Origin of the sequence: Pseudomonas sp. SK3(2021), from assembly GCF_016772375.1 — a bacterium.
Lineage (GTDB): Bacteria > Pseudomonadota > Gammaproteobacteria > Pseudomonadales > Pseudomonadaceae > Aquipseudomonas > Aquipseudomonas chlororaphis_I.
Map to the genome: position 1 here is coordinate 1,735,246 of NZ_CP061943.1, position 24,208 is coordinate 1,759,453.

Consider the following 24,208-nt stretch of genomic DNA (forward strand, 5'->3'; position numbering starts at 1 on the left):
CGATTGGGCGAATGTGCCGATTTCGTCTTGCTTGAGCGGGAAAAACCTCAAGCTCCAGGGCGGCGAAAGGCGGAATCTGTTTTTCGTTTCCAACGCCTGTCGGCGCGGCCGACTCAACCAACAAGGACAAGACCATGAGCCGTAAAGCCATCCACTGGAGCGGTGTGTTCCCTGCCGTCAGCACCCAGTTCAACGCTGACTTTTCCCTGGACCTGGACGCCACCCACAGCGTCATGCGCAACCTGGTGGCCGATGGCGTGTCGGGCCTGGTGGTGTGCGGCACCGTGGGCGAAAACACCTCGCTGAGCACCGCGGAAAAACTCTCGGTGATCGAGGTCGCCAAGGACGCCGCCGGCGGCCGTGTGCCGGTGATCGCCGGGATCGCCGAGTTCACCACCGAGTTCGCCCGCAACACCGTGCGTGAAGCGGCCAAGGTCGGGGTCGACGGGGTGATGGTGATGCCGGCCCTGGTGTATTCGGCCAAGGCCCATGAGACCGCCGCGCACTTTCGCAGCATCGCCACCGGCACCGACTTGCCGGTGATGGTCTACAACAACCCGCCGATCTACAAAAACGACGTCACCCCGGACGTGCTGATCGCCCTGCAGGACTGCGAAAACATCGTCTGCTTCAAGGATTCCTCCGGCGATACCCGGCGCTTCATCGACCTGCGCAATGCCGTGGGCGACCGCTTCGTGCTGTTCGCCGGCCTGGATGACGTGGTGGTGGAAAGCATCGCCGTCGGCGCCGAAGGCTGGGTCTCCGGCATGTCCAACGCCTTCCCGAAAGAGGGTGAGACGCTGTTCCGCCTGGCCAGGGAAAAACGCTTCGAGGAAGCCCTGGCGCTGTACCGCTGGTTCATGCCGCTGCTGCACCTGGATGCGCGTCCTGACCTGGTGCAGTGCATCAAGCTTTGCGAGGAACTGGTCGGTCGCGGCTCCTCGATCACCCGCCCACCGCGCCTGGCCCTGCAGGGCGAGACCCTGGCCGAGGTCAAGGCGATCGTCGCCAAGGCCCTGGCCGAGCGTCCGCAATTGCCGGACGTCGGTCTGTAGGCCGCCGACAGGATGCCCCCGCGCGGTGGGGGCGGGGCGCCCTGGTCCACGAGAAGAACCATCAGGCACTCGCACAGTGCCGTGTTTCACCACGTCGGCAACCCGTCCGCGGGAGGCCGGCGTGACATTCGATCTGCCTGCTCCAATAACTCAATAAGAAGGCGCGCCTATGTCCGGCCAAGGCAAATTCAAGAAACAGCTCTCTCTGGTTGACCTTACATTCATCGGCCTGGGGGCGATCTTCGGTTCCGGCTGGTTGTTCGCCGCCAGCCATGTCTCGGCCATCGCCGGGCCGGCGGGGATCTTCTCCTGGCTGCTCGGCGGTTTCGCCGTGTTGCTGCTGGGCATCGTCTATTGCGAACTGGGCGCGGCCTTGCCGCGAGCGGGCGGAGTGGTGCGTTATCCGGTGTTCTCCCACGGGCCGCTGCTGGGCTACCTGATGGGCTTCATCACCCTGATCGCGTTTTCCAGCCTGGTGGCCATTGAAGTGGTGGCCGCGCGGCAATACGCGGCGGCCTGGTTTCCGGGGCTGACCCATGCCGGCAACAGCAACCCGACCATCCTCGGCTGGCTGGTGCAGTTCGCCCTGTTGTGCCTGTTCTTCTGGCTCAACTACTCCAGCGTCAAGACTTTCGCCAAGTCCAACAACCTCATCAGCCTGTTCAAGTTCGTCGTGCCGTTGCTGGTCATCGGCGTGCTGTTCAGCTTCTTCAAGCCGGACAATTTCCACGTCCAGGGCTTTGCCCCTTTCGGGCTGTCCGGCATCGAAATGGCGGTCTCCGCCGGCGGCATCATCTTCGCCTACCTGGGCCTGACGCCGATCATTTCGGTGGCCAGCGAAGTGCGCAATCCGCAGCGCACCATTCCTATCGCGCTGATCCTTTCGGTCCTGCTCTCGACCCTGATCTACGGCCTGCTGCAACTGGCGTTCCTCGGCAGCATCCCCACCGACATGCTGGCCAACGGCTGGAGCAGCATCAGCAAGGAATTCTCCCTGCCGTACCGCGACATCGCCCTGACCCTGGGCGTTGGCTGGCTGGCCTACCTGGTGGTGGCGGACGCGGTGATTTCCCCCAGCGGCTGCGGCAACATCTACATGAACGCCACGCCACGGGTGGTGTATGGCTGGGCGAAGACCGGGACCTTCTTCAAGATCTTCACCCGTATCGACGAGCCGTCCGGCATCCCGCGCCCGGCGCTGTGGCTGACCTTCGGCCTGTCGGTGTTCTGGACCTTGCCGTTCCCGTCCTGGGAAGCGCTGATCAATGTGGTGTCGGCGGCCCTGGTGCTCAGTTATGCGATTGCCCCGATCAGCGTGGCGGCGCTGCGCAAGAGCGCGCCGGACCTGCCGCGGCCATTCCGGGTCAGCGGCTTCGGCCTGCTGGGGCCGGTGTCCTTTGTCATCGCCGCGCTGATCGTCTACTGGTCCGGCTGGAGCACGGTGTCCTGGTTGCTGGGCCTGCAGATCCTGATGTTCGTCATCTACCTGGGCTGCAAGCGCCTGGTGCCCACCGACCACCTGAGCCTCAGCGAACAGGTGCGCTCGTCCCTGTGGCTGATCGCCTTTTACGCCCTGACCATGGTCATTTCCTACCTGGGCAGCTTCGGCGGTATCGGCACCCTCACTCACCCTTACGACACCCTGGCCGTCACGCTCATGGCCCTGTGCATCTACTACTGGGGCGCCAATAGCGGCGTGCCGGGCAACAAGCTGGTGCTGGAAGGGGCAGACGAATGACCGTCACGCCATTTATTCGGAGAGGTAACCCATGCCTGTAACAGGACAACTGCTGATCGGCCAAGCCCGCGTGCGTGGCGGCCATGGCGAAGTGCATGCGCTGGCCGCCGCCACCGGCGAGGCCCTGGCGCCGAGTTTTGGCGGTGCCGGCCCGGATGACCTGGAGCGCGCCTGCGCCCTGGCCGAGGCGGCATTCGACCGCTACCGGGAAACCAGCCTGGAGCAACGGGCGGCGTTCCTGGAAAGCATCGCCAGCAACATCCTCGCCCTCGGCGATGAGCTGATCGAGCGCTGCATGAGCGAGACCGGCCTGCCTCGCGCCCGCCTGGAAGGCGAACGCGGGCGCACGGTCGGCCAACTGCGTTTGTTCGCCGCGGTGGTGCGCGACGGCAGTTTCCTGGAGGCGCGCATCGACCCGGCCCAGCCGGAGCGCCAGCCCTTGCCCAAGGTGGACCTGCGCCTGCGCCAGATCGCCATCGGGCCGGTGGCGGTGTTCGGTGCCTCGAACTTCCCCCTGGCGTTTTCCGTGGCCGGCGGCGACACCGCCTCGGCGCTGGCCGCCGGTTGCCCGGTGGTGGTCAAGGCGCATTCGGCGCACCCCGGCACTTCGGAACTGGTAGGGCAGGCGATCCAGCAGGCGGTGCACAGCCACGGGTTGCCGGAAGGGGTGTTCTCGCTGCTGTTCGATGCCGGCCGCAGCATCGGCCAGGGGCTGGTGGCGGACAGTCGGATCAAGGCTGTGGGTTTTACCGGTTCGCGCAGCGGCGGGGTGGCGCTGATGCAGATCGCCGCGGCCCGCGAGGAGCCGATCCCGGTCTATGCCGAGATGAGTTCGATCAACCCGGTGCTGCTGTTGACCAATGCACTGGCCGAGCGGGGCGAAGAAATTGCCAAGGCCTTTGTCGGCTCCCTGACCCTGGGGGCTGGCCAGTTCTGCACCAACCCGGGGTTGCTCCTCGCCGTCGACAGCCCGGCGCTGCGGGCATTCGAAGCCGCGGCGGCCGCGGCTCTCAAGGTGGCGCCGGCGCAGACCATGCTGACGCCAGGCATCCACGCCAGCTACTGCCAGGGTGTCGAGCGGCTGCTGCGGCATGCCGAGGTGGACTGCCTGGGGCAGGGCGGCGAGGGCGAGCGTTATCAGGCCCGGGCCGCGTTGTTCGCCACGTCGGCGGCGGCCTTTATGGCTAGGGCGGAGTTGCGGGAAGAAATCTTTGGCCCGGCCTCGTTGCTCGTGCGCTGCACCGATGCGGCCCAGATGAAAGCACTGCTGGCGAGCCTGGAAGGTCAGCTGACCATCGCCCTGCACCTGAGTGACGACGACCATCCGCAAGCGCGGGAACTGCTGCCGTTGCTGGAGCGAAAGGCCGGCCGCCTGCTGGTCAACGGTTTTGGCACCGGTGTCGAAGTCGGCCATGCCATGGTCCATGGCGGGCCGTTCCCCGCCACCTCGGATACGCGCACCACGTCTGTGGGCAGCCTGGCGATCCAGCGTTTCCTGCGCCCGGTGTCTTACCAGGACGTGCCGCAAGCCCTGCTGCCGCAGGCCCTGCGCAGCGACAACCCGTGGCAGGTTCCGCAGCGCCTCAACGGTGAGCGGCCGCGTTGAGAGGCCTCTGCGCCGGGGCGGTCGCGTACGGCTCAGGCGCCTCTCATCAACCGGTTTTATGTCGCACCGCCTGATGGAGGCGGTTATGTCTTCACGATCATGAGGCAGTGAAATGTCCGAATTCATCACCCTGTCCCTCGACCAGGTCCGCGAGCTGTCCCTCAAGGTGCTGACCCGCCACGGTTTGTCCGATGCCCATGCCCGGGCCATTGCCGAGGTCATCACCCAGGGCCAGCGCGACGAGTGCCACTCCCACGGGGTCTATCGCCTGCTGGGCTGTGTGCGCTCCGTGCGCGAGGGCCAGGTCGATCCGCTGGCCGAACCGAGCCTGCGGCCTGTTTCCGCGGGCGTGCTGGAGGTGGACGCGCACTACGGCTATTCCTTGCTGGCGTTCCAGACCGGCTTGCCGTTGCTGGCGGAAAAGGCCCGCAGCCAGGGGCTCGCGGCCATGGCGATCAAGCGCTGCTTCCACTTTTCGGCGCTGTGGCCGGAGGTCGAGGCGATCGCCGCCGAAGGGCTGGTGGGCATCGCCATGAACCCCAGCCACAGCTGGGTGGCGCCGGCCGGTGGCAGCAAGCCGGTGTTCGGCACCAACCCCCTGGCCTTCGCCTGGCCACGGCCGTCGGGCCAGCCGTTCGTGTTCGACTTCGCCACCAGCGCCATCGCCCGTGGCGATATCGAGTTGCACGCGCGCCAAGGCAAAGCCATCCCCGAGCATTGGGCCGTCGATGCCCAGGGCCAACCCACCACGGACGCCAAGGCGGCCCTGCAAGGCGCCATGCAAACCTTCGGCGGGCACAAGGGGTCAGCCTTGGCGGCGATGATCGAACTGCTGGCCGGCGCGCTGATCGGCGACCTCACCAGCGCCGAGTCCATGGCCTTCGACGCCGGCGTCGGCGCCGCGCCCTGCCACGGCGAGCTGATCCTGGCGTTCGATCCCAAAGTGTTTCTGGGCGAGGACTACCCGCAAGGCCTGGCCCGCGCCGAAGGGCTGTTCGCGGCCATCACCGAGCAAGGCGCGCGGCTGCCGTCGCAGCGGCGTTTCGAGGCCAGGGCCCGCAGCGAACAACACGGCGTGCAGATTCCGCTCGCGCTGTTCAACGATATCCAGGCGCTGTTGGCGTAGTAATTGAGATTCTTGTAGCGAGCAAGCTCACCTACAGAGGGGGCCGTGATCCTTCAACAAGTGATCGTTTCAGCTCCAGGCTATGAATGAACGTTTTCTTGGATCGGCATACCGATACAGCGCTCGAATATCCGACTCAGATGGTGATCGTTGCCGTGGAATGAACTGATGTTGGCTGCAACCCATTCCTGTTGGTCAACCGCCCACCAATCGATTTCATAGCCGGCGTTGACGATGATCCATTCGAAAAGGATGCGTTGGGTTCGCCCGATGCCTTCTCTAAAGGGATGCAGGATGTTGATTGTTCCGTAAGACTCGGCGCAGGCGACTACCAGCTGTTCACGGGAATAACCTTCAAACCAGCCTGCTGCCTTGAGCCGGCTGAATTCTTTGGTCGCTTCCGGTTCGATGCGTTCGGGGGATACAGAACTGATTGCCACCCTTGCTTATCTTCACGGTTCTCAGTTCGCCTGCCCAACTGTAGATCTGCGAAAACAGCGTGTGATGGATGTCTTTCAAGGTTGCCAGGCTGTAGGGCGGTTCCTGGAATTCGAACTGCGTTGCGCACTTCTCGGTGAGATAGCGTTCTGCCTCGTTGAGGTCTCGCTCATCACGCAAATCCAGGAGGTTTTTCAGGACATCGGTTCCCGGGTAGCAATCCGGGTCATGGCCAGCGCCGTACTTGTCGGTATTCACACTTTGAGTTGTTGAACGGCTTTGAGTGCGGCTTTGCGGGAGGGCAGTTTGCATTCCTCATCGTTGATCGATGTGGAGAAGCCTTCAAGGCGCAGACTGGCGCTGAAGTTGGATGTGCGATGCTTGGCGAAGTAGGCTTTTTTAGCTTGAATACTCAGCTTTTCCATATCAGGCCCCTCTGTGCAAATGATGGGGAATTATAGCTGATAGCTGGCGGGACTTTGTTATCGTTCATCGCTCGTTTCAATCTCCCTGAATACGGATATCCAGTTGATGAACCACCACTTCGAAACCCCCAACCTGCTGCTGCGCCCGCGCACCCTCGAACACTTCGAGGCGTGCATCGCCATGGACTTGGACCCGCAAGTCACCCGTTACCTTCCCGGTCCCTGGGACGGTGGCGAGGAGCACCGCGATTTCGTGCGTTCGCGTATCGAGCGCGATTTCGGCGAGTCCTGCGGTTATTGGGCGATCTTTGCCAAGTCCGCGCCGGATGAGTTTCTCGGCTGGGTGTCGTTCATTCCCTACGACGCTATCGGCCCCGAGCTGGAAATGGGCTGGCGCCTGGTGCGGCGGGCGTGGGGCAAGGGGATTGCGTCCGAGGCGGCGGGGCGCATCGTCGAGCATGCCTTTCTCGGCGCTGGGGTCGAGCGCATCGTCGCCGATGCCCATGCCTTGAACGAGGCGTCGTTGGCAGTGGCGCGCAAGCTGGGTTTTAGATTTGTGCGCGACGGTGAGTTCGAAGGCTTGCCGAGCAAGTTTTTCGAGATGACCCGGGCGGATTTCGACGCTCGACGACGTTGAACCGCCGTCGCTGACTGGCCGTTTGTCGCCACCCCGCTGTCGCGATCTGCCTGCGGTTACCCGGTTCAGCAAGCAGACAGTTTCGAGCTGTTAAAACACTCCGTACGCCTGGCAGGAGCCGGGTGGTTGCAGGGGGCGTTGTCAACCGTTCAAACGTCGGCGCCAAGCGCCGGGGAGGCAGCATGTCGTTACGTTACACGGCGCTGATGGCGGTGGTCGTAATGGCCTCCGGGTGTGTGCAGGAACGGGTGGTGCATGAGCGGCGGGTGGTCGAACGCGCGGCGCCGGTGGAGTACACCGAGGTGGTTGCGCTGCAGCCACCGCCGGTGCGGGTCATCGAGGTCGAGCCCATGCATCGCCCGGGTTATGTCTGGTCCCGGGCTTACTGGCACTGGGATGGCCGGCAGTATGTGGCGGTCCATGGCCACTGGGAGCCGTTGCGCCCCGGGTACCATTATGTGCACCCGTTCTGGGAGCGTCGCGGCGATGGCTGGCACCTGCATGCGGGTGGCTGGGCCAGTTGAGCGAGGCCGAACCCGCGCACAGGCAAACCGATGAAAACGACCCGAACGGGTAATGCCAGTCAGTTAAGCGATTGGCTCGACTGTAGGAGCAGCCGGTCGACGCTCGATTGCTCGCGATGATGGTGAACGATACCGCGTCTTTACTTGAGTAAACGCGGTGCTCTTGAGTCCATCGCGAGCAAGCTCGCTCCTACAAAAAAGCCTTGACTGATCGGCATTACCCGAACGGGTCGGTTTTTTGTGCGCTCGCAGCACGTTGCAGGCCCTGCCGTCAGGAACGCCACGAACCTTCGGGCAGTTCGACCTCGCGTTGCGCCTGCGCCAGGGCCGCGCGCAGCCCCGGTTTGTCCAGCGGGATGCAGTAGGCCGGTTTGGCCCGTTCGAAGCGCCAGCTCTCCGCCAGGCCGCCACCATCGACAGCGTCGAAACCCAGCTCGTCGAGCAATTGCACGACCTGCGCCTTGGCCTGTGGATCGTCGCCGGCAACCGGCAGCGCCCGACGATCGACAGCGCCGCCGGGGCGGGCGTCGGTCAGCAGGTCCTGGGCGAGGATGGCATTGAACACCTTCACCACCCTGGCGCCTTCGAGGTGCTCGGCGAGCAGTTGGCTGGTGGTGGTTTCGAAGCGGTCCAGGGCTTCGATATGACCGTCGCGATCCGGGTAATAGTTGTTGGCATCCAGCACTGTCTTGCCGGCCAGCAGGGCCGCGGGGAGGCTGCGGTAATGGGCCAGCGGGATGGCCACCAGCACCAGGTCGCCGAACTGTACGGCGTCTTCGACGCTGCCGATGCGGCTGCCGCGAATGCCGCTGGCCACGCTGCTCATGGTCTGCGGGCCGCGGGAGTTGCTGAGCAGCACCTCATGCCCCGCCGCCAGGGCCAGTTGCGCCACGGCGCGCCCGATAAAACCTGCTCCGATAATGCCGATACGCATGTCCATGCTCCGTTGAATGGGTCGAGCGGCTATGATGATTCGCCACCCAATGGCGATAAATAAGCGTCTGGTACTGGGTCTTGTTACTGGGAGTATTGAATGATGGATCGCCTGACCAGCATGGAGGCCTTTGTCGCGGCCGCCGAAAGCGGTTCCTACGCCCGTGCGGCGACCCGCCTGGGGCTGTCGCCGCAGATGGTCGCCAAGCATGTCGCGGCGCTGGAGCAGCGGCTGGGCGCGCGCCTGCTCAACCGCACCACACGCCGGCAGAGCCTGACCGAGCTGGGCAGTGCCTACCTCGAGCGCTGCAAGCACATCCTCGACGAAGCCCGGGCCGCCGATTCCCTGGCGCAGATCATGAACGCCACGCCCCGGGGCAAGTTGCGCATCAGTGCGCCGGTGACCTTCGGCTCCTACAGCCTCATGCCGTTCGTGACGGCGTTTTTGCGCGAGCATCCGGAGGTGGAAATCGACCTGCACCTCACCGATCGCTACATCGACCTGGTGGAGGAGGGCTACGAGGCGGCCTTTCGTATCGGGCCGCTGGCCGATTCCAGCCTCACTGCCAGGCCGCTGGCGCCCTATCGGCTGATCGCCTGCGCGGCGCCTGCCTACCTGGCCGCCCGGGGCACGCCACGGGTGCCGGCCGATCTCGAACAGCATGAGTGCCTGGGGTACGCCTACTGGTCACGGCCGGCGGACCACCAATGGCAGTTCCGCCGCGCCGGCCAGGTCCATGAGGTTCAGGTGCGCAGCCGCTTGCAGGTCAACGAGAGCAAAGCCCTGCTGTCGGCGGCCGTGGATGGCTTCGGCATCGTCCTGGGGCCGGCGGACTTTCTCGAACCGGCGCGGGCCGCGGGGGAGTTGGTGCAGTTGCTACCCGGCTATGAGGCACCGAGTCGCGCCATGCATCTGCTGTACCGGCCGGACCGGCGGATGACCGCCAAGCTGCGGCACTTCGTTGATGCGGCTATCGCGCGTTTTGGCGCTTGAGATCAGCGTCGGAACGCCTCAAAGCGCTCTAGACCAAAGGTCTTGAGAACCACACTTTTTTGTAACCGATACCGTTCGTCCGACGGATGGGTTTGGCAAGCGCCTGCCCGTCAGTCATTCTGGAGGCCGAGATGTCCTAGTGCCACTATCGTATTCAAGGCCGTCGCGCCCTTCCAGCCTCCCTGCGAATAGGTTGTTTATTGTGATGATCGCGTTATCCCGGCCCGAGGTTGTGTATGCCCGATAAGGCGGTTGCCGAGGAGCGGCGCCTGGCCGCCCTGCATGCCCTGGAGTTGCTGGACACCGCCAGTTGCGAGAATTTCGACCGGATCTGCCGCATGGCGGCCGAGTACTTCAAGGTGCCGACCGCCTTGATCAGCCTGGTGGACCGCGATCGCCAGTGGTTCAAGTCGCGGGTCGGCTTCGATCAGCCGCAGACCCCCATCAGCCAGTCGTTCTGTGCTTTCACGGTGCAAGGCCGCGAGGTGCTGGAGGTGCGCAACGCGGCGCTCGATCCGCGCTTTTGCGACAACCCGCTGGTGACCCGGGACCAGGGCATCCGCTTCTACGCCGGAGCGCCGCTGTTGACCTCGTCCGGTTATGCCATCGGCAGCCTGTGCATCATCGACAAGGTCGAGCAGCAGTTGAGCATCGTCGAACGCCAGCAGTTGCGCGACATGGCGGCAATGGTCATGGAGCAGGTCGAGCAGCGCCAGCGCCTGCGGCGTCGCGACCCGGTCAGCGGCCTGGCCAATCGCGAGCAGTTCCAGGGCGACCTGCGGGACCTGGCCGAGCACCACTTCGGCGAAAAGCGCGTGCTGGTGCTGATCAATGCCCTGGACATGAAGGTGGCCCATGAACTGACCCTGGCCCTGGGGCTGGCGCCCTTCGAGACCATCATCCGTTTTCTCGCGCTGCGCCTGCAGGAGTACCTGGGGCGGCATGTGCGGGTCTATCACGTGTCGGTCAAGCGTTTCGGTTTCCTGCTGCCGGCGCCGGCACACGGGCTGGATAAATTGCTCGATGCGCTGGTCAGTCGCCTGCGTCGCCAGCCGTCCGGGCTGGGGTTTCCCATGATTCCCACGGTCTGCGCCGGAACCGTGGAGTTCGAGATCGATACCCAGTCGGTGGACGATGCCTTGCGCAAGGCCATGTTCGCCCTGGAGCTGGCCATGGCCCGGCGCAGTTTCTGGGCGCCCTACGATGCCGGGCGCGATCATGCCCAGCGCCGCGCGTTCAACCTGGCCTCGGACCTCAACGATGCCTTGCGCAGTGGCCAGATCTACCTGATGTTCCAGCCACGCTTCGCCCTGCCCGACGGGGCCCAGGTCAGTGCCGAAGCCTTGCTGCGCTGGGAGCATCCGTGGCTGGGGCCGATCTCGCCCGTCGAGTTCATTCCGGTGATGGAGCGCAACGGCCTGATTCATCAGGTGACCCGCTGGGTCATCGACACGGTGTTGAGCAAGTTGCACAGCTGGAGCCTGCCGGAGAGCAGCAAGCTGTCGATCAATCTGTCGCCCAAGGATTTCGAGGACCAGGATATCGCCGAGCTGATCCGCCATGCCTGCAAGCGGCATCATATTGACCCGCGGCGGCTCGAAGTGGAGATCACCGAAGGCGAGTGGCTGCGTTCCAACCCGAATGTCCTGGCGCAGCTGATCCGCATCCGCGAGTTGGGCATGGACGTGGCCATCGATGATTTCGGCACCGGCTACAGCAACTTCGCCTACCTGCATCAGATCCCGGCCAATGTGGTGAAACTCGACAAGTCGATGATCACCGACCTGGAGTGCAACACCCAGCACCAGAAGATCACCCGCTCGATCATCAGCCTGGCCCGCGAGCTGGGCTATCGCACCGTGGCCGAGGGCATCGAGAGTTTCAAATGCCTGCAGATGCTGTACGCGTACGGTTGCGATGAGGCCCAGGGTTATTTCCTCGCCCGGCCGATGCTGCAGGAACGCTTCCTGGCCTGGAGCGGGGCGAACCGCTTTCCGTTGCAGCCCTGTGTCTAGGCGCAGCCCGTGGCGAGGCGGACGCCTTGCCCCGTCAGCTCATGAACGGCTGGCGGCCACGGGGTAGCTGCCCGAGCAAGGACTCAACGCGCTGAACGGGCGCTTTCATGCAGCGCGCAGACGGTGCCGAACACCTCGCCATCGGCATCGCGCACCGGGTAACCCAGGTAGTTGCTCAGGCGAACTCCACCGCATCCTCGTTGCCCGCCCATTCGGCTTCCAGGCGCGAGTCCTTGACGTGCAACGGCTGGCTGCTGTCTACCACACGCTCGCAGTACAGCGCCTGGCCGTTGTGCGCGAGGCTGCTTTTCTGGCCCTGGGCGCCAATCGGATAAGTATCCTCATGCCGCCCGCCCGAGGCTTCGACCTGCATGTGCCGGGGCCGTGAATGCATGATCAGGATCGAGCTGACGCCCGGTTGCCTGGCCAGGGCGTCGATATTGGCCTGCGGCGAGTCGAACAATGGGGAAGACTTGGCCACCTGGGCCTCCTGTCTGTCGAGCTGGCAAGGGCCGGCTATCACGGGGCGAGCGGGGCGGCTTTAAATACCGAATGGGTCCTTGCTTACATTCGTTTGCAGGTCGTTTGCCGGGGCATCGCCGAGGGATAAAAAAATCGGCCATGCCGGGCCTTTTGGCACGAGCGCTAGCCGGTTCAACGTTGAGCGGCTCCCCACAACATCATTGGCCGCTCACGTTCTTCGGTCAGTGCGGCGTGTTCAGTCTTGCTGCAGCACCTTCAATGCAGCCGAAGCGAGAAAACCCGAGCGACTCTTCGCTTCCGGGTGATGCAGCACGTATTCGTCGATGCGGTTCAGCAGGTAGCCGGGCAGGGTGATGTTGAGCTTCTGCGCCTTGCCCAGGTACTTGGTGACATCGATGTCGATCAGGGCCCAGGTGCAGCCTGCGTACTGAGGGTTGGCCGCGTGCAGGGTGACCTTGTTGGCGGGCGGGATGGGGGCACTGTCTTCGGCGAGAATCTCGAAGTGCCCTTCGATGGCTTCGCGGGCCATGGCCATGGCGTCGTCGAGGTCGTCACCGGCCGAGAAACAGCCAGGAATGTCGGGGACTTCCACGCCCCAGGCGTGTTCGTCATCGCCCATTGAAATGGCAATCGGGTAAAGCATGTGCGGAACCTCCAGGGCGCGGTGAATCGCCTTCACATGAGCAGCGCCTGTTTCAGAATGCTGATGGCGGTTTTTCTCAGCAGGTCTTTTTTGGGCTGTGGAACTGTCACCAGCCCCGGTTTACTGGGGTGCCTGAAATGGTGGTGACTGCCTTTGACCCTGACCAGATACCAACCGTCTGCGACGATTTGGCCGATCAAATACCGACTGTTCACATCACCTCCTTGTGATGCATGGTGGTTACTATACCTACCAAATAGATGCGATCAACACCTCGCCTGCCCGACGGTCGTTGGCAGGGGCACTCTGCAGGCTGAAGTGTAGAAAGATAGAGTTTGGGACGCAGCGGATAACAGCGCTGGCTGTGTTGCAGGATCCTTCCTGAACGGCGATGAAACGCCCATAAAAAAACCGGCCACTCAGGACCGGTTTTTTTGTTTCTGCATCCCTCGTCGGCAGGGCCTGACGCTGGACTCGAATGAAGTGGAGCGGGTGAAGGGAATCGAACCCTCGTTATCAGCTTGGGAAGCTGGAGTAATGCCATTATACGACACCCGCTCGGAGCGGCTGACTTTGTACCAGAAGTGCGCGCGGATTTGAAGTTTTTCTTTGCCGGGCCTGTGTCTGCGAGGCGGCGGGAGATGTGCTCGGGTACGCTTCTACGCCGTCATCGCGGCGACGGGGCGAAGACCGTCTTGCGGTCTATCGCGAGCAAGCTCGCTCCTGCGGCTGGGGACGAGTTACTCGCGATGACGTCACTTCAGATTGCCAGGGCATGATGGTCCTGCAGGTAGTGATAACGCGGACGACTGGTGTGCTGGGTCGGTGTGAGGAATCCCATCAGCGCGTTACGGCTGTCCCGGCAGGCGGCCTTGTGTTCCATGTCGAGGAAGTGCCCGGCGGCCTGGATGGTGCTGAACGTCGAGTGCCGGACATGGTTGCCGAACAGCCGTGCGTCGTTGGCGGCGGTGTATTCGTCCCATTCGCCGTTCATGAACAGCACCGGCACGTCGATGTTCTTAGCCGCTTTCAGGTAGCACTGGCGGTCGCTGTTGAGGACATGGCTGATGTGGAAGTGCATCTGCCCGTATTCATGCTCGGCCAGGGTGCTGACGTGGCGATAGTTGAAGCGCTTGAACAGCGACGGCAGGTGCTTGCCGATGGTCTCGTTGACCAGGTGCCCGACCCGGTCGCGGTCCAGGCTGCCGAGGTAATTGACACCGCGTTCGAGGTAGTCGCGCATCGGCTCGTTGATCACTGGCGAGAACGAGCTGATCACCGCCTTTTCGATGCGTCGCGGGCGCTGTGCCAGGGCGAGCAGCGTCGGTGCGCCACCCCAGGAAAACGACATCACGTGCTCGGCGGCGAAGTGGTCGATCAGCTCCAGGAGGATCTGCCCCTCGACTTCCTTGGTGAGCATTTTCTCGTGTCTGTTGTGGGCTTTCGACCGACCGGCGTAGGGCTGGTCGTAGAGCACCACATTGAATTGCGGATGCAGGTTCTTCACGGTCTGCGCAAAAGATGCAGTGGTGGCCATTGAGCCGTTGACCAGAATGATGGTCTTCTCTGCGGCATCTGCGCGATAGAACTCCGTGTAAACCCGATACTGACCTTGTATATCAAGCACAGCGATTTCTGGCCTCATGTCATAAGACTCCTGGCAAGCGGGTATGCGCGCAACCGAGGGTGCACGAGATTTGTGACAGGTAGGCATACGCCTGGAATTTTTAGCCCATGTCGATCCGCAACAGATGGTCGACGGGTGTTGTTATAAGCGGGCAATTTGCCGTAATGCGGGATGAGCACAGGCGGCTCGGACGGCAAAGGATTTCTTAGAAGTATGTTCGTGACTCATCGGTCACATTTGGGCCGACGGACTGATTCAAGCAGGGAGAACGCCGTCCCGCAAGTGCCGTTCGGTAAATTGTTCGACAACTTCGGCTGAATGGTCATGGTGTCGTCAATGGCTTACAGCGACGAGAGAAATTGCAGGCAATCAGATCAGGCGGATTTCTTCATCGGTCAGCGGCCGGTACTCGCCAGGCGCCAGGTTTTCGTCGAGGGCCAGCGGTCCCATGCGTTCGCGGTGCAGGCGCAAGACCTTGTTGTCGAAATGGCCGAACATGCGTTTGACCTGGTGGTAGCGGCCTTCGACGATGCTCAGCCGTGCGCGCCGGGGGCCGAGGATCTGCAGTTCGGCGGGCAGGGTGGTGAGGTCCTCGAAAGCGAAGTACAGGCCCCGGGCGAAGGTCTCGGCGTACTCCGGGCCTATGTCCTGTTCGGTCTCGACGTAATAGTGCTTCGCCAGCTTGGTCTGCGGCTGGGTCAGGCGTCGCGACCAGCTGCCGTCGTTGGTGAGGATCAGCAGGCCGGTGGTGTTGTAGTCCAGGCGCCCGGCGATGTGCAGCTGGTGTTTTTCCGGTTCGTCCAGCAGGTCGAGCACGGTGCGGTGTTCGGGATCGCGGGTGGCGCTGACGCAGCCCATGGGTTTGTGCAGCATGAAATAACGCGGCGGCTTGCCGGCCTGCAGCACTTCGTCGTCGAGCTCGACCCGGCTGAACTCGCGCACTTCGGCATGGGGATCGCTGACCACCTGGCCGTCGATGCGGATGCGCTTCGCCACCAGCAACAAGCGCACCTGCTGACGGTTGAAGCGGGGCAGGTTACTGAGGAAACGGTCAACGCGCATGGCTATCGGCAGGCTGGCAAAAGGCTGCGCATCTTACGGGATCGGCCGGGCGGCCGCTTGCAGTTGCGCCTCGACCCGGGCGCAGCGCGGACACAGGCAGGCGCGATCGCGCAGCTCCGGCGGCAAGGCTTCGAGCACCGCCGGGTCGATGCTCACGCCGTAGCACCAGCAGGCCTGGTCGACGGTACGCGGGTCGGCCAGGCTGCAGTCGTTGCGGGCGCCGCAGGCCGGGCAGAGGCTGGGGCTGTTCAGGGTCGGTTCATTCATAGCTGGAGTGAGGCATTTCCACGCAGGTTCGGTTACGGCCAGTCTGCTTGGCACGGTACATCGCATGGTCGGCGCGCGACAGCAGGCTGTGCAGAGTATCGTCCGCCTGCAGCGTGGTCACGCCGATACTGACGGTCAGCCGCAGGTTCTTGCCCTCATAGGCATAGCTCTGTCGCTCGATCAGCAGGCGGATCTTCTCGGCAATCTTCAACGCCGTGGCGCTGTCGGTGTCCTTGAGCAGCACGATGAACTCTTCGCCGCCCCATCGACAAACGATATCGGACTGGCGCAGGCAGCTTTCCAGGTGTCGGGCGAAGCCGCTCAACACCTGATCGCCGGCGAGGTGGCCGTAGGTGTCGTTGAGGCGTTTGAAGTGATCCAGGTCCAGCAGCAGGGCGGTCAGCGGCTTGGGCTCGCGCTGGGCTTCGTGCATGGCCTGGGCGGCCAGCAGGTCGAAGCCGCGGCGGTTGGGCAGGCCGGTGAGGCTGTCGAGGGTGGCCTGGGTTTCGATCTTGCGCTGGAAACGTCTGACCACGCCGTTGAGCAGGGTCAGCACGATCAGGGTGATCGCCAGGCAGATCAGCAGGTTGAGGTACAGCGAGCGGCGGATATCGCCCAGGGCGCTACCCTCGCGCTTGTCGACGAACAGGTACCAGTTCAGCTCGGGAATGAAACGCACATTGAGGAAGTGCCGCTGGTCTGGGGCGTTGTACTCATAGCTGCCGCTGTGGGGCTTGGGCAGCCTGGCCTGCAGGTCGTGCAGGTTTTCCAGTTCGAACAGCGACTGGCCGGCCCGCGCGCCCTGCGGACCGCCTTCGGCCCCGGTGAGGGCGATCCGGCCCTGGGTATCGACGAAATACACACTGCGCTGATAACGCTGCTGGTAGCGGTCGATCAGCTTGACCACCGCATCTACCTTCAGGCCGACACCGGCGGTACCGATGAAATTGTCCTGGTAGTCGTAGACCTTGTAGTTGATGAAAAACGTCAGGTTGTTCTGGTTGGCCTGGTCCGGATCGACGTTGATCTCATACGGGGTGGCCATGTCGCGGACGCGGAAGTACCAGGCGTCGAGAGGGTTGTCATGAGCGATTTTTTTCAGCACGCCCTTGGCGTGGTAGTAAGTCAGGGTGCTGTTGGAAACGAAGAAGGCGGTGTAGGCGCCGTAGTGGGTCATGACTTCGTTGAGGTAGCGGGTCATCTGCTCGGGATCGCGTTCGCCACCCATCACCCAGTCGCGCATGAAGGTATCGCGGGACATCATCGAAGAAATCAGGATCGGTCGTACCAGGTCTTTCTGGATCTCCGAATACACGGTGTCGGAGGTCAGCGGCAGCTCGGTGTTGACGATGTTGTTGCGGATCGAGGTTCGCGAGGCGTAATAGCTGAGTAAGGAAGTGGCTATGAAACCGCCGCCCAGCAGCGCGATGAGCGTGATGATCAACCAGCGTTGCGAATACAGGGGGGAACTCGGCGGCATGGGGGATTCCGTGGCAGTGACCCGATGCAAGCATTCTAGTGGCGGCGCCGGCGAGTAGCTGCGTCATTTGCAGGGTGAAGCACGCAATTGTGTCGCGGCGTGGAAGGCTGGGCTCGAGCGCAGCGGTCGCCGGACAGACGACCGCTTTTTAGCCTATGCGCGGTGTGACAGGGTTTCAGCCCAGCATCTGCAGATAGGCACGCCAGCCGCCGAGGTGGCTGATATCGGTGGCGCCTTCCAGGCCGTAGGCTTCGCAGATGAAACCGTTTTCCCAACGGCCGTCGGCCAGCTGCACCTTGCCCAGGCCCAGCGGCGCGGGGATGCCGGTGAGGAACGAGCCCAGTTCGCTGCTCGGCAGTTCCCAGACTTCCACCGCGATCGCCACGCCGCCTTCGCTCACTCGCAGCATGCCCGGGCGCATCGGCGGACCGCCGGCCAGGGCATAGAGCCGGTAGTCCGGCGAGCTGTGGCCGGCCTCGACCAGCCGTGCGCCCCGTTGCCTGAGTTGCCCGTTGAGGGCTAGCCCTTCCAGGTGCGCACCGCATACCACCAGGCGCGTCCGGTCATTGCCCGCGGGCTTGTCGGCGGCAGGCACGGCCAGGCCCTGCTGGCGTTGCAGGGCATCGGCCAGGCTCAGCAGGTACTGGTCGGTGAACGCTCGCCCGAACAGGGTGACGCCCCAGGGCAAGCCATTGCTCATGAAGGCGCTGGGGACGGCGACGGCGGCGTAATCCAGCAGGTTCATGAAGTTGGTGTAGTAACCCAGTTCCGAGTTGCGCAGCACCGGTTCGGCTTCCAGCTCGGCGAGGGTCACCGGGCGCCCGATGGTCGGGGTGAGCACGCAGTCCAGACCTTCCAGCAACCGGTCGCAGTGCGCCTTCAGCGCTTGCAGGCGGTATTGCGCGCGAAAGGTCTGCACGCCATTCACCGCAGGCGCCTTGGCCAGTACCGCGCGAATCACCGGCAATACGGCTTCCGGGGCTTGCTCCAGCAGTTCGCCGGCCACGCTATAGCGCTCGGCGACCCAGGGCCCTTCGTACAACAGGCGCGCCGCTTCGAGGAAGGGTGAGAGGTCCAGTTCCACAGCCTCGCCGCCCAGGGCCTTGAGGCGGCCAATGGCGTCGTCGAATAGCCGCGGACCTTCGTTGCAGCCGAAAAATTGCAGGTCCCCGGCCCGGGGCACGCCGAAGCGCAAGGGCCGCGGCGTACCGAAGGCCGAGCCATCGTTCCACGATGGGTTGCGGCGGCTGTATTCATCCCGTGGGTCGAACTGCGCGGTCAGCGCCAGCAGCTGGCTGGCTTCGCGGGCAGTGGCGGTGAAGGTGGTGACGCAGTCCAGGGTACGGCAGGCCGGAACCACGCCAGCGGTGGAAATCAGGCCCTTGGTGGCCTTGAGCCCGAGCAGATTGTTCAGCGCCGCCGGTACCCGGCCGGAGCCGGCGGTGTCGGTACCGAGGGCAAAGCTGGCCACCCCTAGCGCCACCGCCAGGGACGATCCGGCGCTGGAGCCGCCGGACGGATATTCCGCCAGCACGCTGTTGGGGCAAGCGCCATAGGGCGAGCGGCTGCCGTTGAGACCGGTGGCGAACTGGTCGAGGTTGGTCTTGCCCAGGGGAATGGCCCCCAGCGCCAGCAGTTGCTCGACGATGCTCGCCGAACGCTGCGGCACATAGGCGAAGGCCGGGCAGGCGGCAGTGGTCGGGATTCCGGCCAGGTCGATATTGTCCTTGATGGCGAAGGGCACGCCGTACAGGGGCAGGCTGTCGATCTCCCGGCCGTCGAGTGCCGCCAGGTATGGCTCCAGCTCTTCCATGCCGAGCAGATGGATGAACAGGTGATAGTCCGGGTTCAGCGCCGCGGCTTTGTCGCGCAGGGCCGGGAGCAGTTCGCGGGGCGTGGTGCGGCCTTCACGGTAGGCGGCGCGCAGGGCATCGAGTTGCAGGTTCACAGTCATGATCAAAGTCCGTTGCGATAAGTGAAGTTCAGTCCAGTTGCAGAACCGCGACCCGCTGCCCGGCGCGCACCGCCGAACCCGGTTGCACGCGGATTTCCCGCACCACGCCGGCCATCGGCGCCAGCACCGGGATTTCCATCTTCATCGACTCCAGGATCACCAGCACATCGCCGGCCGCTACCCGGCTGCCAGCTTCCACCTGGACCTGCCAGAGGTTGCCGGCGATGTGGCTGTCGATGCTCTGCTGACCGTCTTCCAACGGTGCCTCCACAGTCGGTTGCGGCGCCACGTCCTCGCTGTCGAAGTGCGCCTGGCCGCTGGCGATCCAGCGTTCGCGCTCGGCATTGAAGGCGTGCTGTTGCTGCTGGCGGAAGGCGGCGATGCTCTGGGCTTCCCTGGCCAGGAAATCCTGGTAGTCGGCGAGCTTCAGCTGGCTGTGCTCGATGTTCGGCGCGAAGCGCCCGAGGGGGAAATCGCGGCGAATCCGCAGCAGCTCGTCGGCGCTGACCGGGTAGAAACGGATCTGGTCGAAGAAGCGCAACAGCCAGGGCTTGCCATCGAACGCGGCGACCTCGCGGTAGCGGTTCCACATCTGCAGGGTGCGGCCGACGAACTGATAGCCGCCGGGGCCTTCCATGCCGTACACGCACAGGTAGGCGCCGCCGATGCCCACCGAGTTCTCGGCGGTCCAGGTACGGGCCGGGTTGTACTTGGTGGTCACCAGGCGATGGCGCGGGTCCAGCGGGGTGGCGACCGGCGCCCCCAGGTAGACGTCGCCCAGGCCCATCACCAGGTAGCTGGCGTCGAACACCGTGCGTTGCACCTGATCGAGGTCGGGCAGGTCGTTGATGCGGCGGATGAACTCCAGGTTGCTCGGGCACCAGGGGGCGTCCTTGCGCACCGTGGTCATGTATTTCTCGATGGCCAGCCGGCAAGCCGGGTCGTCCCAGGACAGCGGCAGATGGACGATGCGCGACGGCACCTGCAAGTCCCTCGCCGCGCACACCGCGTCCCATTCGCCGGCGACTATGCCCAGCAGGTCGGCCAGGGGCAGTTGTTCCGGCTGGTAATGCACCTGCAGCGAACGGATGCCCGGGGTCAGGTCGATCACCCCGCGCAGTGCCTTGGCCTCCAGCGCCTGCATCAAGGCATGGCCGCGAAAGCGCAGCACCAGGTCCAGCTCCGGCGGGCCGATTTCCAGCAACAGATGGGTGTCCCCCGACAAGCGCGCCACCAGTCGCCTGTCGTCCTGGCCGATATCCAGCACCACTGGCGACAGTAACTCCAGGCTCGCAGGAGCCTCCCCGGTTTCCTCGGGCGGCGGGTTCTGGCAGAGCAGCGCTCGGGCCTGTTCGAGGCTGACCGGGAAGAACTTCACTTTGTCCCCGGCCTTGAGCTGGCCCAGTTGCCACAGGTCGGCTTCGATCACCGTCACCGGGCAGACGAAGCCGCCGAGGCTCGGGCCGTCGGGACCGAGGATCACCGGCATGTCGCCGGTGAAGTCCACGGCGCCGATGGCGTAAGGGTTGTCGTGGATGTTCGACGGGTGCAGGCCGGCCTCGCCGCCGTCGGCGCGCACCCATTGCGGCTTCGGTCCGATCAACCGCACGCCGGTGCGACTGGAGTTGAAGTGCACTTCCCACTGGGTGGCGAAGAAGGTGTCGATATAGTCCGTGGTGAAATATTCCGGTGCGCCATGGGGCCCGTAGATCACCCGGATCCGCCGCACGGCCGGCAGCTCGCCGAGCTGCTCGCTCGGCAGGCACTGCCCGGCGCTGTGCTCGTCCAAGGCCGGCACATGCAGCACATCGCCGGCGCGCAAGGCTCGCCCGCCATGCCCGCCAAACTGGCCGAGGGTGAAGGTGCTTTTGCTGCCCAGATAGTCCGGCACCTGCACGCCGCCGCGCAGGCACAGGTAGCTGCGTGCGCCGGCACCGGCGATGGTGCCCAGGCTCAAGGTTGCGCCTGCCGGGACCCGCAGTGCGGTGTTCATCGGCTGGGGCGCACCGTTGAGACTCAGGGGAATCACGGCCCCGGTCACCGCGACCACGGCATCGCAGTTGAAGCGCAGCAGGGGGCCGCTCATGGTGATTTCCAGAGCGGCGGCGCCTTCGGCATTGCCCAGCAGACGGTTGCCCGCGCGCAGGGCGCGGCTGTCCATCGGCCCCGAAGGCGGCACGCCCACGGCCCAGTAGCCGAGGCGTCCGGGATAGTCCTGGACGCTGGTCTGGGTGCCGGCGCTGAGCACTTCAAAGGTGTTGGCCTGGTAGACCAGGTCTTCCAGGCAGCGGGTCCAGGGGTTGCCACTGGCGAAAGGGGCGTCCAGCAGGATCTGGCGCAGGTAGTCGCGGTTGCTTTCCACGCCGTAGAGCAGGCTGTCGCCCAATGCCCGATGCAGGTCCTGGCGTGCTTGTTCGCGGTCCGGCGCCCAACTGATGAGCTTGGCGATCATCGGGTCGAAGTAGGGCGGGATCTCGCAGCCCGCTTCGACCCAGGTGTCGATGCGCAACTGCCGGCCATCGGCGGGCGGGAAATGCACGGCGCTCAGCAGCCCCGGGCTGGGTTGAAAGTCCCGGCCCGGGTCTTCGGCGTACAGCCGGGCCTGGATCGCGTGGCCGCAGGGTTGCAGCCGGGCGCTCAGCTCGCTCAACGGCGGCAGGTCGCCGGCCGCCAGTTGTACCATCCAGCGCACCAGGTCGACGCCCCACACCTGTTCGGTGACGCCGTGCTCGACCTGCAGGCGGGTGTTCACCTCAAGGAAGTAGAAGCGCTGGGCCTGGCTGTCGAAGACGAACTCCACGGTACCGGCGCTGCGATAGTTCACCGCCTTGGCCAGCTTGATTGCCGCCGCGCACAAGGCTTGCGCCATGCCCTCGGGCAGGTTTGGCGCGGGGGTTTCTTCCAGCACTTTCTGGTTGCGTCGCTGCACCGAGCAATCGCGTACGCCCAGGGCCAGGACCTCGCCCTGGCCATCGCCGAACACCTGCACCTCCAGATGCCGGGCGCGCTGGATGTACTTTTCGAGAAATACGCCGGCGTCGCTGAAGTTGTTCTGCCCCAGGCGCTTCACCGCCTCGAACGACTCGCCCAGCTCGGCCGCGCTACGGCACACGCGCATGCCGATACCGCCACCGCCGGCGGTGCTCTTGAGCATCACCGGGTAGCCCAGCTGCTCGCCGGCGTCGAGGGCGGCGTCGAGGCTGTCCAGCAGTTCGCTGCCTTCGAGCATCGGCACGCCATGCTGCCTGGCCAGGGCGCGGGCGGTGTGCTTGAGGCCGAACACCCGCAGCTGCTCCGGCGTTGGCCCGACAAAGGCGATGCCGGCGGTTTCGCAGGCTTCGGCGAAGGCGGCGTTCTCCGAGAGAAACCCATAGCCGGGGTGGATCGCCGTGGCGCCGCTGGCTTTGGCGATGCCGAGGATCTTGTCCACCGCCAGGTAGGTGCCGGCGGCCGCGCCTTCACCGAGGCTGTGGGCCTCGTCGGCCTGGAGGATGTGCAGGCTGGCGGCATCGGCCTCGGAATACACGGCGACACCCTGGACCTCTAGCTCGCGCAGGGTGCGCAGGATGCGGCAGGCGATGGCGCCGCGGTTGGCAATCAGCAGTTTTTCGAACATGGCATGACCCCTGGAGGCGATGCGTACACCGCCTCGACCTGGGTTGCGGGCCGTCCCGCAGTTTTTCGATAGGCGCCGGGGTCGTCCCTGGCGGCAGGATCCGTGTCTCAGTCGCCGCAGTCAGCGGCGGCGGTCACTTGATGCATTGCCCCGAACGGCTCTGGCACAGGGCGAACAGCCAGCGGCGCAGGCGCGCGAATTTCAGTTCCATACCAGCAGCTCCGCGGGGGTGGGGTTGTAGGCGTTGCACGGGTTGTTCAGTTGCGGGCAGTTGGAGATCAGCACGATCACATCCATCTCGGCGCGCAGCTCGACGTATTTGCCCGGCGCGGAAATGCCGTCCTCGAAGGTCAGGCCGCCGTCGGCGGTCACTGGCACGTTCATGAAGAAGTTGATGTTCGGCCCGATGTCGCCCTTGCCCAGCCGACCGTCGTGGGCACAGGCCCGCAAGTAGTTGTCGCGGCAGCTGTGCATGTAGCGTTTTTCCAGGGCGTAGCGCACGGTGTTGCTTTCCTGGGCGCAGGCACCGCCGAGGGTATCGTGCCGGCCGCAGGTGTCGGCGACGATACTCAGCATCGGCCGGCCGAGGTTGGAATACAGCACGCTGCCAGTGCTCAGGTAGATCCGGTTCTGCCGGCGCAGGGTGCGCTGCACGTCGTAGCGTTCCTTGGGGTTTTTCAGGCTGTAGAACAGGGTATCGACGGCCTGGTTGCCCTCCAGGTCGAGGATGCGCAGGGTCTGGCCGGCCTTGACCTCCATCAGCCAGGGTTCGCCGGAGGGAATGGTGGCGCGGTACACGGCGGTTTCTGGCTGCTTTTCAGCGGTGGCGATAGCAAGTGACATGGCGGCGTTCCTCAGGCGAACAGACGGTCGGTGTTGATGAAGCCGCGCAGGTTTTCCGGGCGCGAAGTGCGGCAATGCTCGGCGACGCTGGGGTCGGCGTTCATCCAGCTGAGCTTCAGTGGCTTGGGCGCGTATTCGGGGTTGGGGTCCATCGGGTGTTGCAGGGCGGTGAGCACCACCAGGGTGTCCATTGGCGCGTACAGCTCGATGTAGTCGCCGGCCCTGGAGTTGCCTTCGACGAAGTGCAGGGCGCCGGACTCGTCGACGTTGACCCGGCTGAACAGGTTGAGGGTCATCAGCAGGTCGGACAGGCCCAGGCCCCATTTGCCCAGTTCCACCAGCAGGTTGTCGGTGCCGTTGCGGTAGAAGCCGTTGCGCAGTTCCTGGAAGCGCCCCTGGCCGTATTTCTCTGCCACTTCTGCGGCGCACAGCACGCCGCCGATGCTGTCGCTCCAGCCGCAGGTGTCGGCGGTGATTGCCGCCAGCACCCGGCCCATGTCCGAGTACAGGCAATGACCGGCGGTGAGCTTGGCGGTGTGCTGGCACTTGAGGCTGTCGGGCAGGTTCAGGCGCTCGGTCTTTTCATTGGCGTTGAGCAGGGTCAGGCTGACATTGGCGCCGCCGCGGATATCGGTCAGGCGCAGCAGCTGGCCGCGCTTGACTACAAAGGAGCGGTGGCCGCCGCCGGGCAGGGTTTCTTCGGCGAAGGGCGGGAAGAGTTGAGTCGAGTCGGTCATCTGCA

At 64.4% G+C, this 24,208-nt stretch carries 21 protein-coding genes, 1 tRNA gene and 1 pseudogene; 8 read left to right on the forward strand and 15 right to left on the reverse strand.

The annotated features are described in order from the left end of the window. Positions 1 to 134 precede the first annotated feature (134 nt). From IF690_RS07830 to IF690_RS07845, 4 genes are all read left to right on the forward strand, one after another. On the forward strand, positions 135 to 1,055 hold the full coding sequence (locus IF690_RS07830; protein WP_202699634.1) for a dihydrodipicolinate synthase family protein: 921 nt from the start codon (positions 135 to 137) through the stop codon (positions 1,053 to 1,055). A 169-nt stretch (positions 1,056 to 1,224) separates the two neighbouring features. Beyond that, positions 1,225 to 2,793, forward strand: coding sequence for an APC family permease (locus IF690_RS07835; RefSeq protein WP_202699635.1), 1,569 nt, complete (start codon positions 1,225 to 1,227; stop codon positions 2,791 to 2,793). A 31-nt stretch (positions 2,794 to 2,824) separates the two neighbouring features. Beyond that, the gene (locus IF690_RS07840) at positions 2,825 to 4,399 is read left to right on the forward strand and encodes an aldehyde dehydrogenase (NADP(+)) (protein ID WP_202699636.1); all 1,575 of its coding nucleotides are present in this window, start codon (positions 2,825 to 2,827) and stop codon (positions 4,397 to 4,399) included. Positions 4,400 to 4,511: 112 nt separating this feature from the next. Continuing rightward, a complete protein-coding gene (locus tag IF690_RS07845) occupies positions 4,512 to 5,525 on the forward strand; it encodes an Ldh family oxidoreductase (RefSeq protein WP_202699637.1) in 1,014 nt (337 codons plus the stop codon). Positions 5,526 to 5,605: 80 nt separating this feature from the next. On the opposite strand, the pseudogene IF690_RS07850 reads toward IF690_RS07845, so the two are convergent. Together IF690_RS07850 and IF690_RS07855 are read right to left on the reverse strand one after the other, a co-directional pair. Beyond that, positions 5,606 to 6,221: pseudogene (locus tag IF690_RS07850) on the reverse strand (Fic/DOC family protein). Continuing rightward, positions 6,218 to 6,388: a YhfG family protein gene (locus IF690_RS07855; RefSeq protein ID WP_202699638.1), complete on the reverse strand. Its 171-nt coding sequence runs from the start codon at positions 6,386 to 6,388 to the stop codon at positions 6,218 to 6,220. The pseudogene IF690_RS07850 and the gene IF690_RS07855 overlap by 4 nt, the downstream one beginning before the upstream one ends. Positions 6,389 to 6,494: 106 nt before the next feature. Here IF690_RS07855 and IF690_RS07860 point away from each other — a divergent pair, with 106 nt between their 5' ends. Beyond that, entirely contained in the window at positions 6,495 to 7,025 is a 531-nt protein-coding gene (locus IF690_RS07860; RefSeq protein WP_202699639.1) for a GNAT family N-acetyltransferase, read from the forward strand. A gap of 182 nt (positions 7,026 to 7,207) precedes the next feature. Continuing rightward, positions 7,208 to 7,549, forward strand: a complete 342-nt coding sequence (locus tag IF690_RS07865) for a YXWGXW repeat-containing protein (protein ID WP_202699640.1) — start codon at positions 7,208 to 7,210, stop codon at positions 7,547 to 7,549. Positions 7,550 to 7,820: 271 nt separating this feature from the next. Here IF690_RS07865 and IF690_RS07870 read toward each other — a convergent pair whose 3' ends face one another. Beyond that, a complete protein-coding gene (locus IF690_RS07870; RefSeq protein ID WP_252189538.1) occupies positions 7,821 to 8,483 on the reverse strand; it encodes an NAD(P)-binding domain-containing protein in 663 nt (220 codons plus the stop codon). A gap of 102 nt (positions 8,484 to 8,585) precedes the next feature. Between IF690_RS07870 and IF690_RS07875 the strand changes: the two genes are divergently transcribed. Together IF690_RS07875 and IF690_RS07880 are read left to right on the forward strand one after the other, a co-directional pair. After that, entirely contained in the window at positions 8,586 to 9,476 is an 891-nt protein-coding gene (locus IF690_RS07875; protein WP_202701356.1) for a LysR family transcriptional regulator, read from the forward strand. Positions 9,477 to 9,712: 236 nt separating this feature from the next. Next, the gene (locus IF690_RS07880) at positions 9,713 to 11,491 is read left to right on the forward strand and encodes a GGDEF and EAL domain-containing protein (RefSeq protein WP_202699642.1); all 1,779 of its coding nucleotides are present in this window, start codon (positions 9,713 to 9,715) and stop codon (positions 11,489 to 11,491) included. A gap of 175 nt (positions 11,492 to 11,666) precedes the next feature. On the opposite strand, the gene IF690_RS07885 is transcribed toward IF690_RS07880, so the two are convergent. From IF690_RS07885 to IF690_RS07940, 12 genes are all read right to left on the reverse strand, one after another. After that, positions 11,667 to 11,972 carry a hypothetical protein gene (locus tag IF690_RS07885; protein WP_252189539.1) on the reverse strand — a complete coding sequence of 102 codons (306 nt, stop codon included), beginning with the start codon at positions 11,970 to 11,972 and terminating at the stop codon, positions 11,667 to 11,669. A 237-nt stretch (positions 11,973 to 12,209) separates the two neighbouring features. Continuing rightward, a complete protein-coding gene (locus IF690_RS07890) occupies positions 12,210 to 12,617 on the reverse strand; it encodes a type II toxin-antitoxin system HicB family antitoxin (protein WP_202699643.1) in 408 nt (135 codons plus the stop codon). Positions 12,618 to 12,649: 32 nt separating this feature from the next. Continuing rightward, positions 12,650 to 12,832: a type II toxin-antitoxin system HicA family toxin gene (locus IF690_RS07895; protein WP_202699644.1), complete on the reverse strand. Its 183-nt coding sequence runs from the start codon at positions 12,830 to 12,832 to the stop codon at positions 12,650 to 12,652. A 269-nt stretch (positions 12,833 to 13,101) separates the two neighbouring features. Then, positions 13,102 to 13,175, reverse strand: a tRNA-Gly gene (locus tag IF690_RS07900). A gap of 202 nt (positions 13,176 to 13,377) precedes the next feature. Continuing rightward, positions 13,378 to 14,262: an alpha/beta fold hydrolase gene (locus tag IF690_RS07905; RefSeq protein WP_202699645.1), complete on the reverse strand. Its 885-nt coding sequence runs from the start codon at positions 14,260 to 14,262 to the stop codon at positions 13,378 to 13,380. A 351-nt stretch (positions 14,263 to 14,613) separates the two neighbouring features. Next, on the reverse strand, positions 14,614 to 15,306 hold the full coding sequence (locus tag IF690_RS07910) for a pseudouridine synthase (protein ID WP_202699646.1): 693 nt from the start codon (positions 15,304 to 15,306) through the stop codon (positions 14,614 to 14,616). 33 nt (positions 15,307 to 15,339) lie between these two features. Beyond that, on the reverse strand, positions 15,340 to 15,558 hold the full coding sequence (locus IF690_RS07915) for a cysteine-rich CWC family protein (RefSeq protein ID WP_286673850.1): 219 nt from the start codon (positions 15,556 to 15,558) through the stop codon (positions 15,340 to 15,342). A 7-nt stretch (positions 15,559 to 15,565) separates the two neighbouring features. Then, positions 15,566 to 17,053: a sensor domain-containing diguanylate cyclase gene (locus tag IF690_RS07920; RefSeq protein WP_202699648.1), complete on the reverse strand. Its 1,488-nt coding sequence runs from the start codon at positions 17,051 to 17,053 to the stop codon at positions 15,566 to 15,568. A 175-nt stretch (positions 17,054 to 17,228) separates the two neighbouring features. Further along, positions 17,229 to 19,007 carry an allophanate hydrolase gene (atzF, locus tag IF690_RS07925; protein WP_202699649.1) on the reverse strand — a complete coding sequence of 593 codons (1,779 nt, stop codon included), beginning with the start codon at positions 19,005 to 19,007 and terminating at the stop codon, positions 17,229 to 17,231. 28 nt (positions 19,008 to 19,035) lie between these two features. Then, the gene (uca, locus tag IF690_RS07930) at positions 19,036 to 22,623 is read right to left on the reverse strand and encodes an urea carboxylase (RefSeq protein WP_202699650.1); all 3,588 of its coding nucleotides are present in this window, start codon (positions 22,621 to 22,623) and stop codon (positions 19,036 to 19,038) included. A gap of 201 nt (positions 22,624 to 22,824) precedes the next feature. Then, positions 22,825 to 23,466 carry an urea amidolyase associated protein UAAP2 gene (locus tag IF690_RS07935; protein ID WP_202699651.1) on the reverse strand — a complete coding sequence of 214 codons (642 nt, stop codon included), beginning with the start codon at positions 23,464 to 23,466 and terminating at the stop codon, positions 22,825 to 22,827. An 11-nt stretch (positions 23,467 to 23,477) separates the two neighbouring features. After that, the gene (locus IF690_RS07940; protein ID WP_202699652.1) at positions 23,478 to 24,203 is read right to left on the reverse strand and encodes an urea amidolyase associated protein UAAP1; all 726 of its coding nucleotides are present in this window, start codon (positions 24,201 to 24,203) and stop codon (positions 23,478 to 23,480) included. Between the last annotated feature and the right edge of the window lie 5 nt (positions 24,204 to 24,208).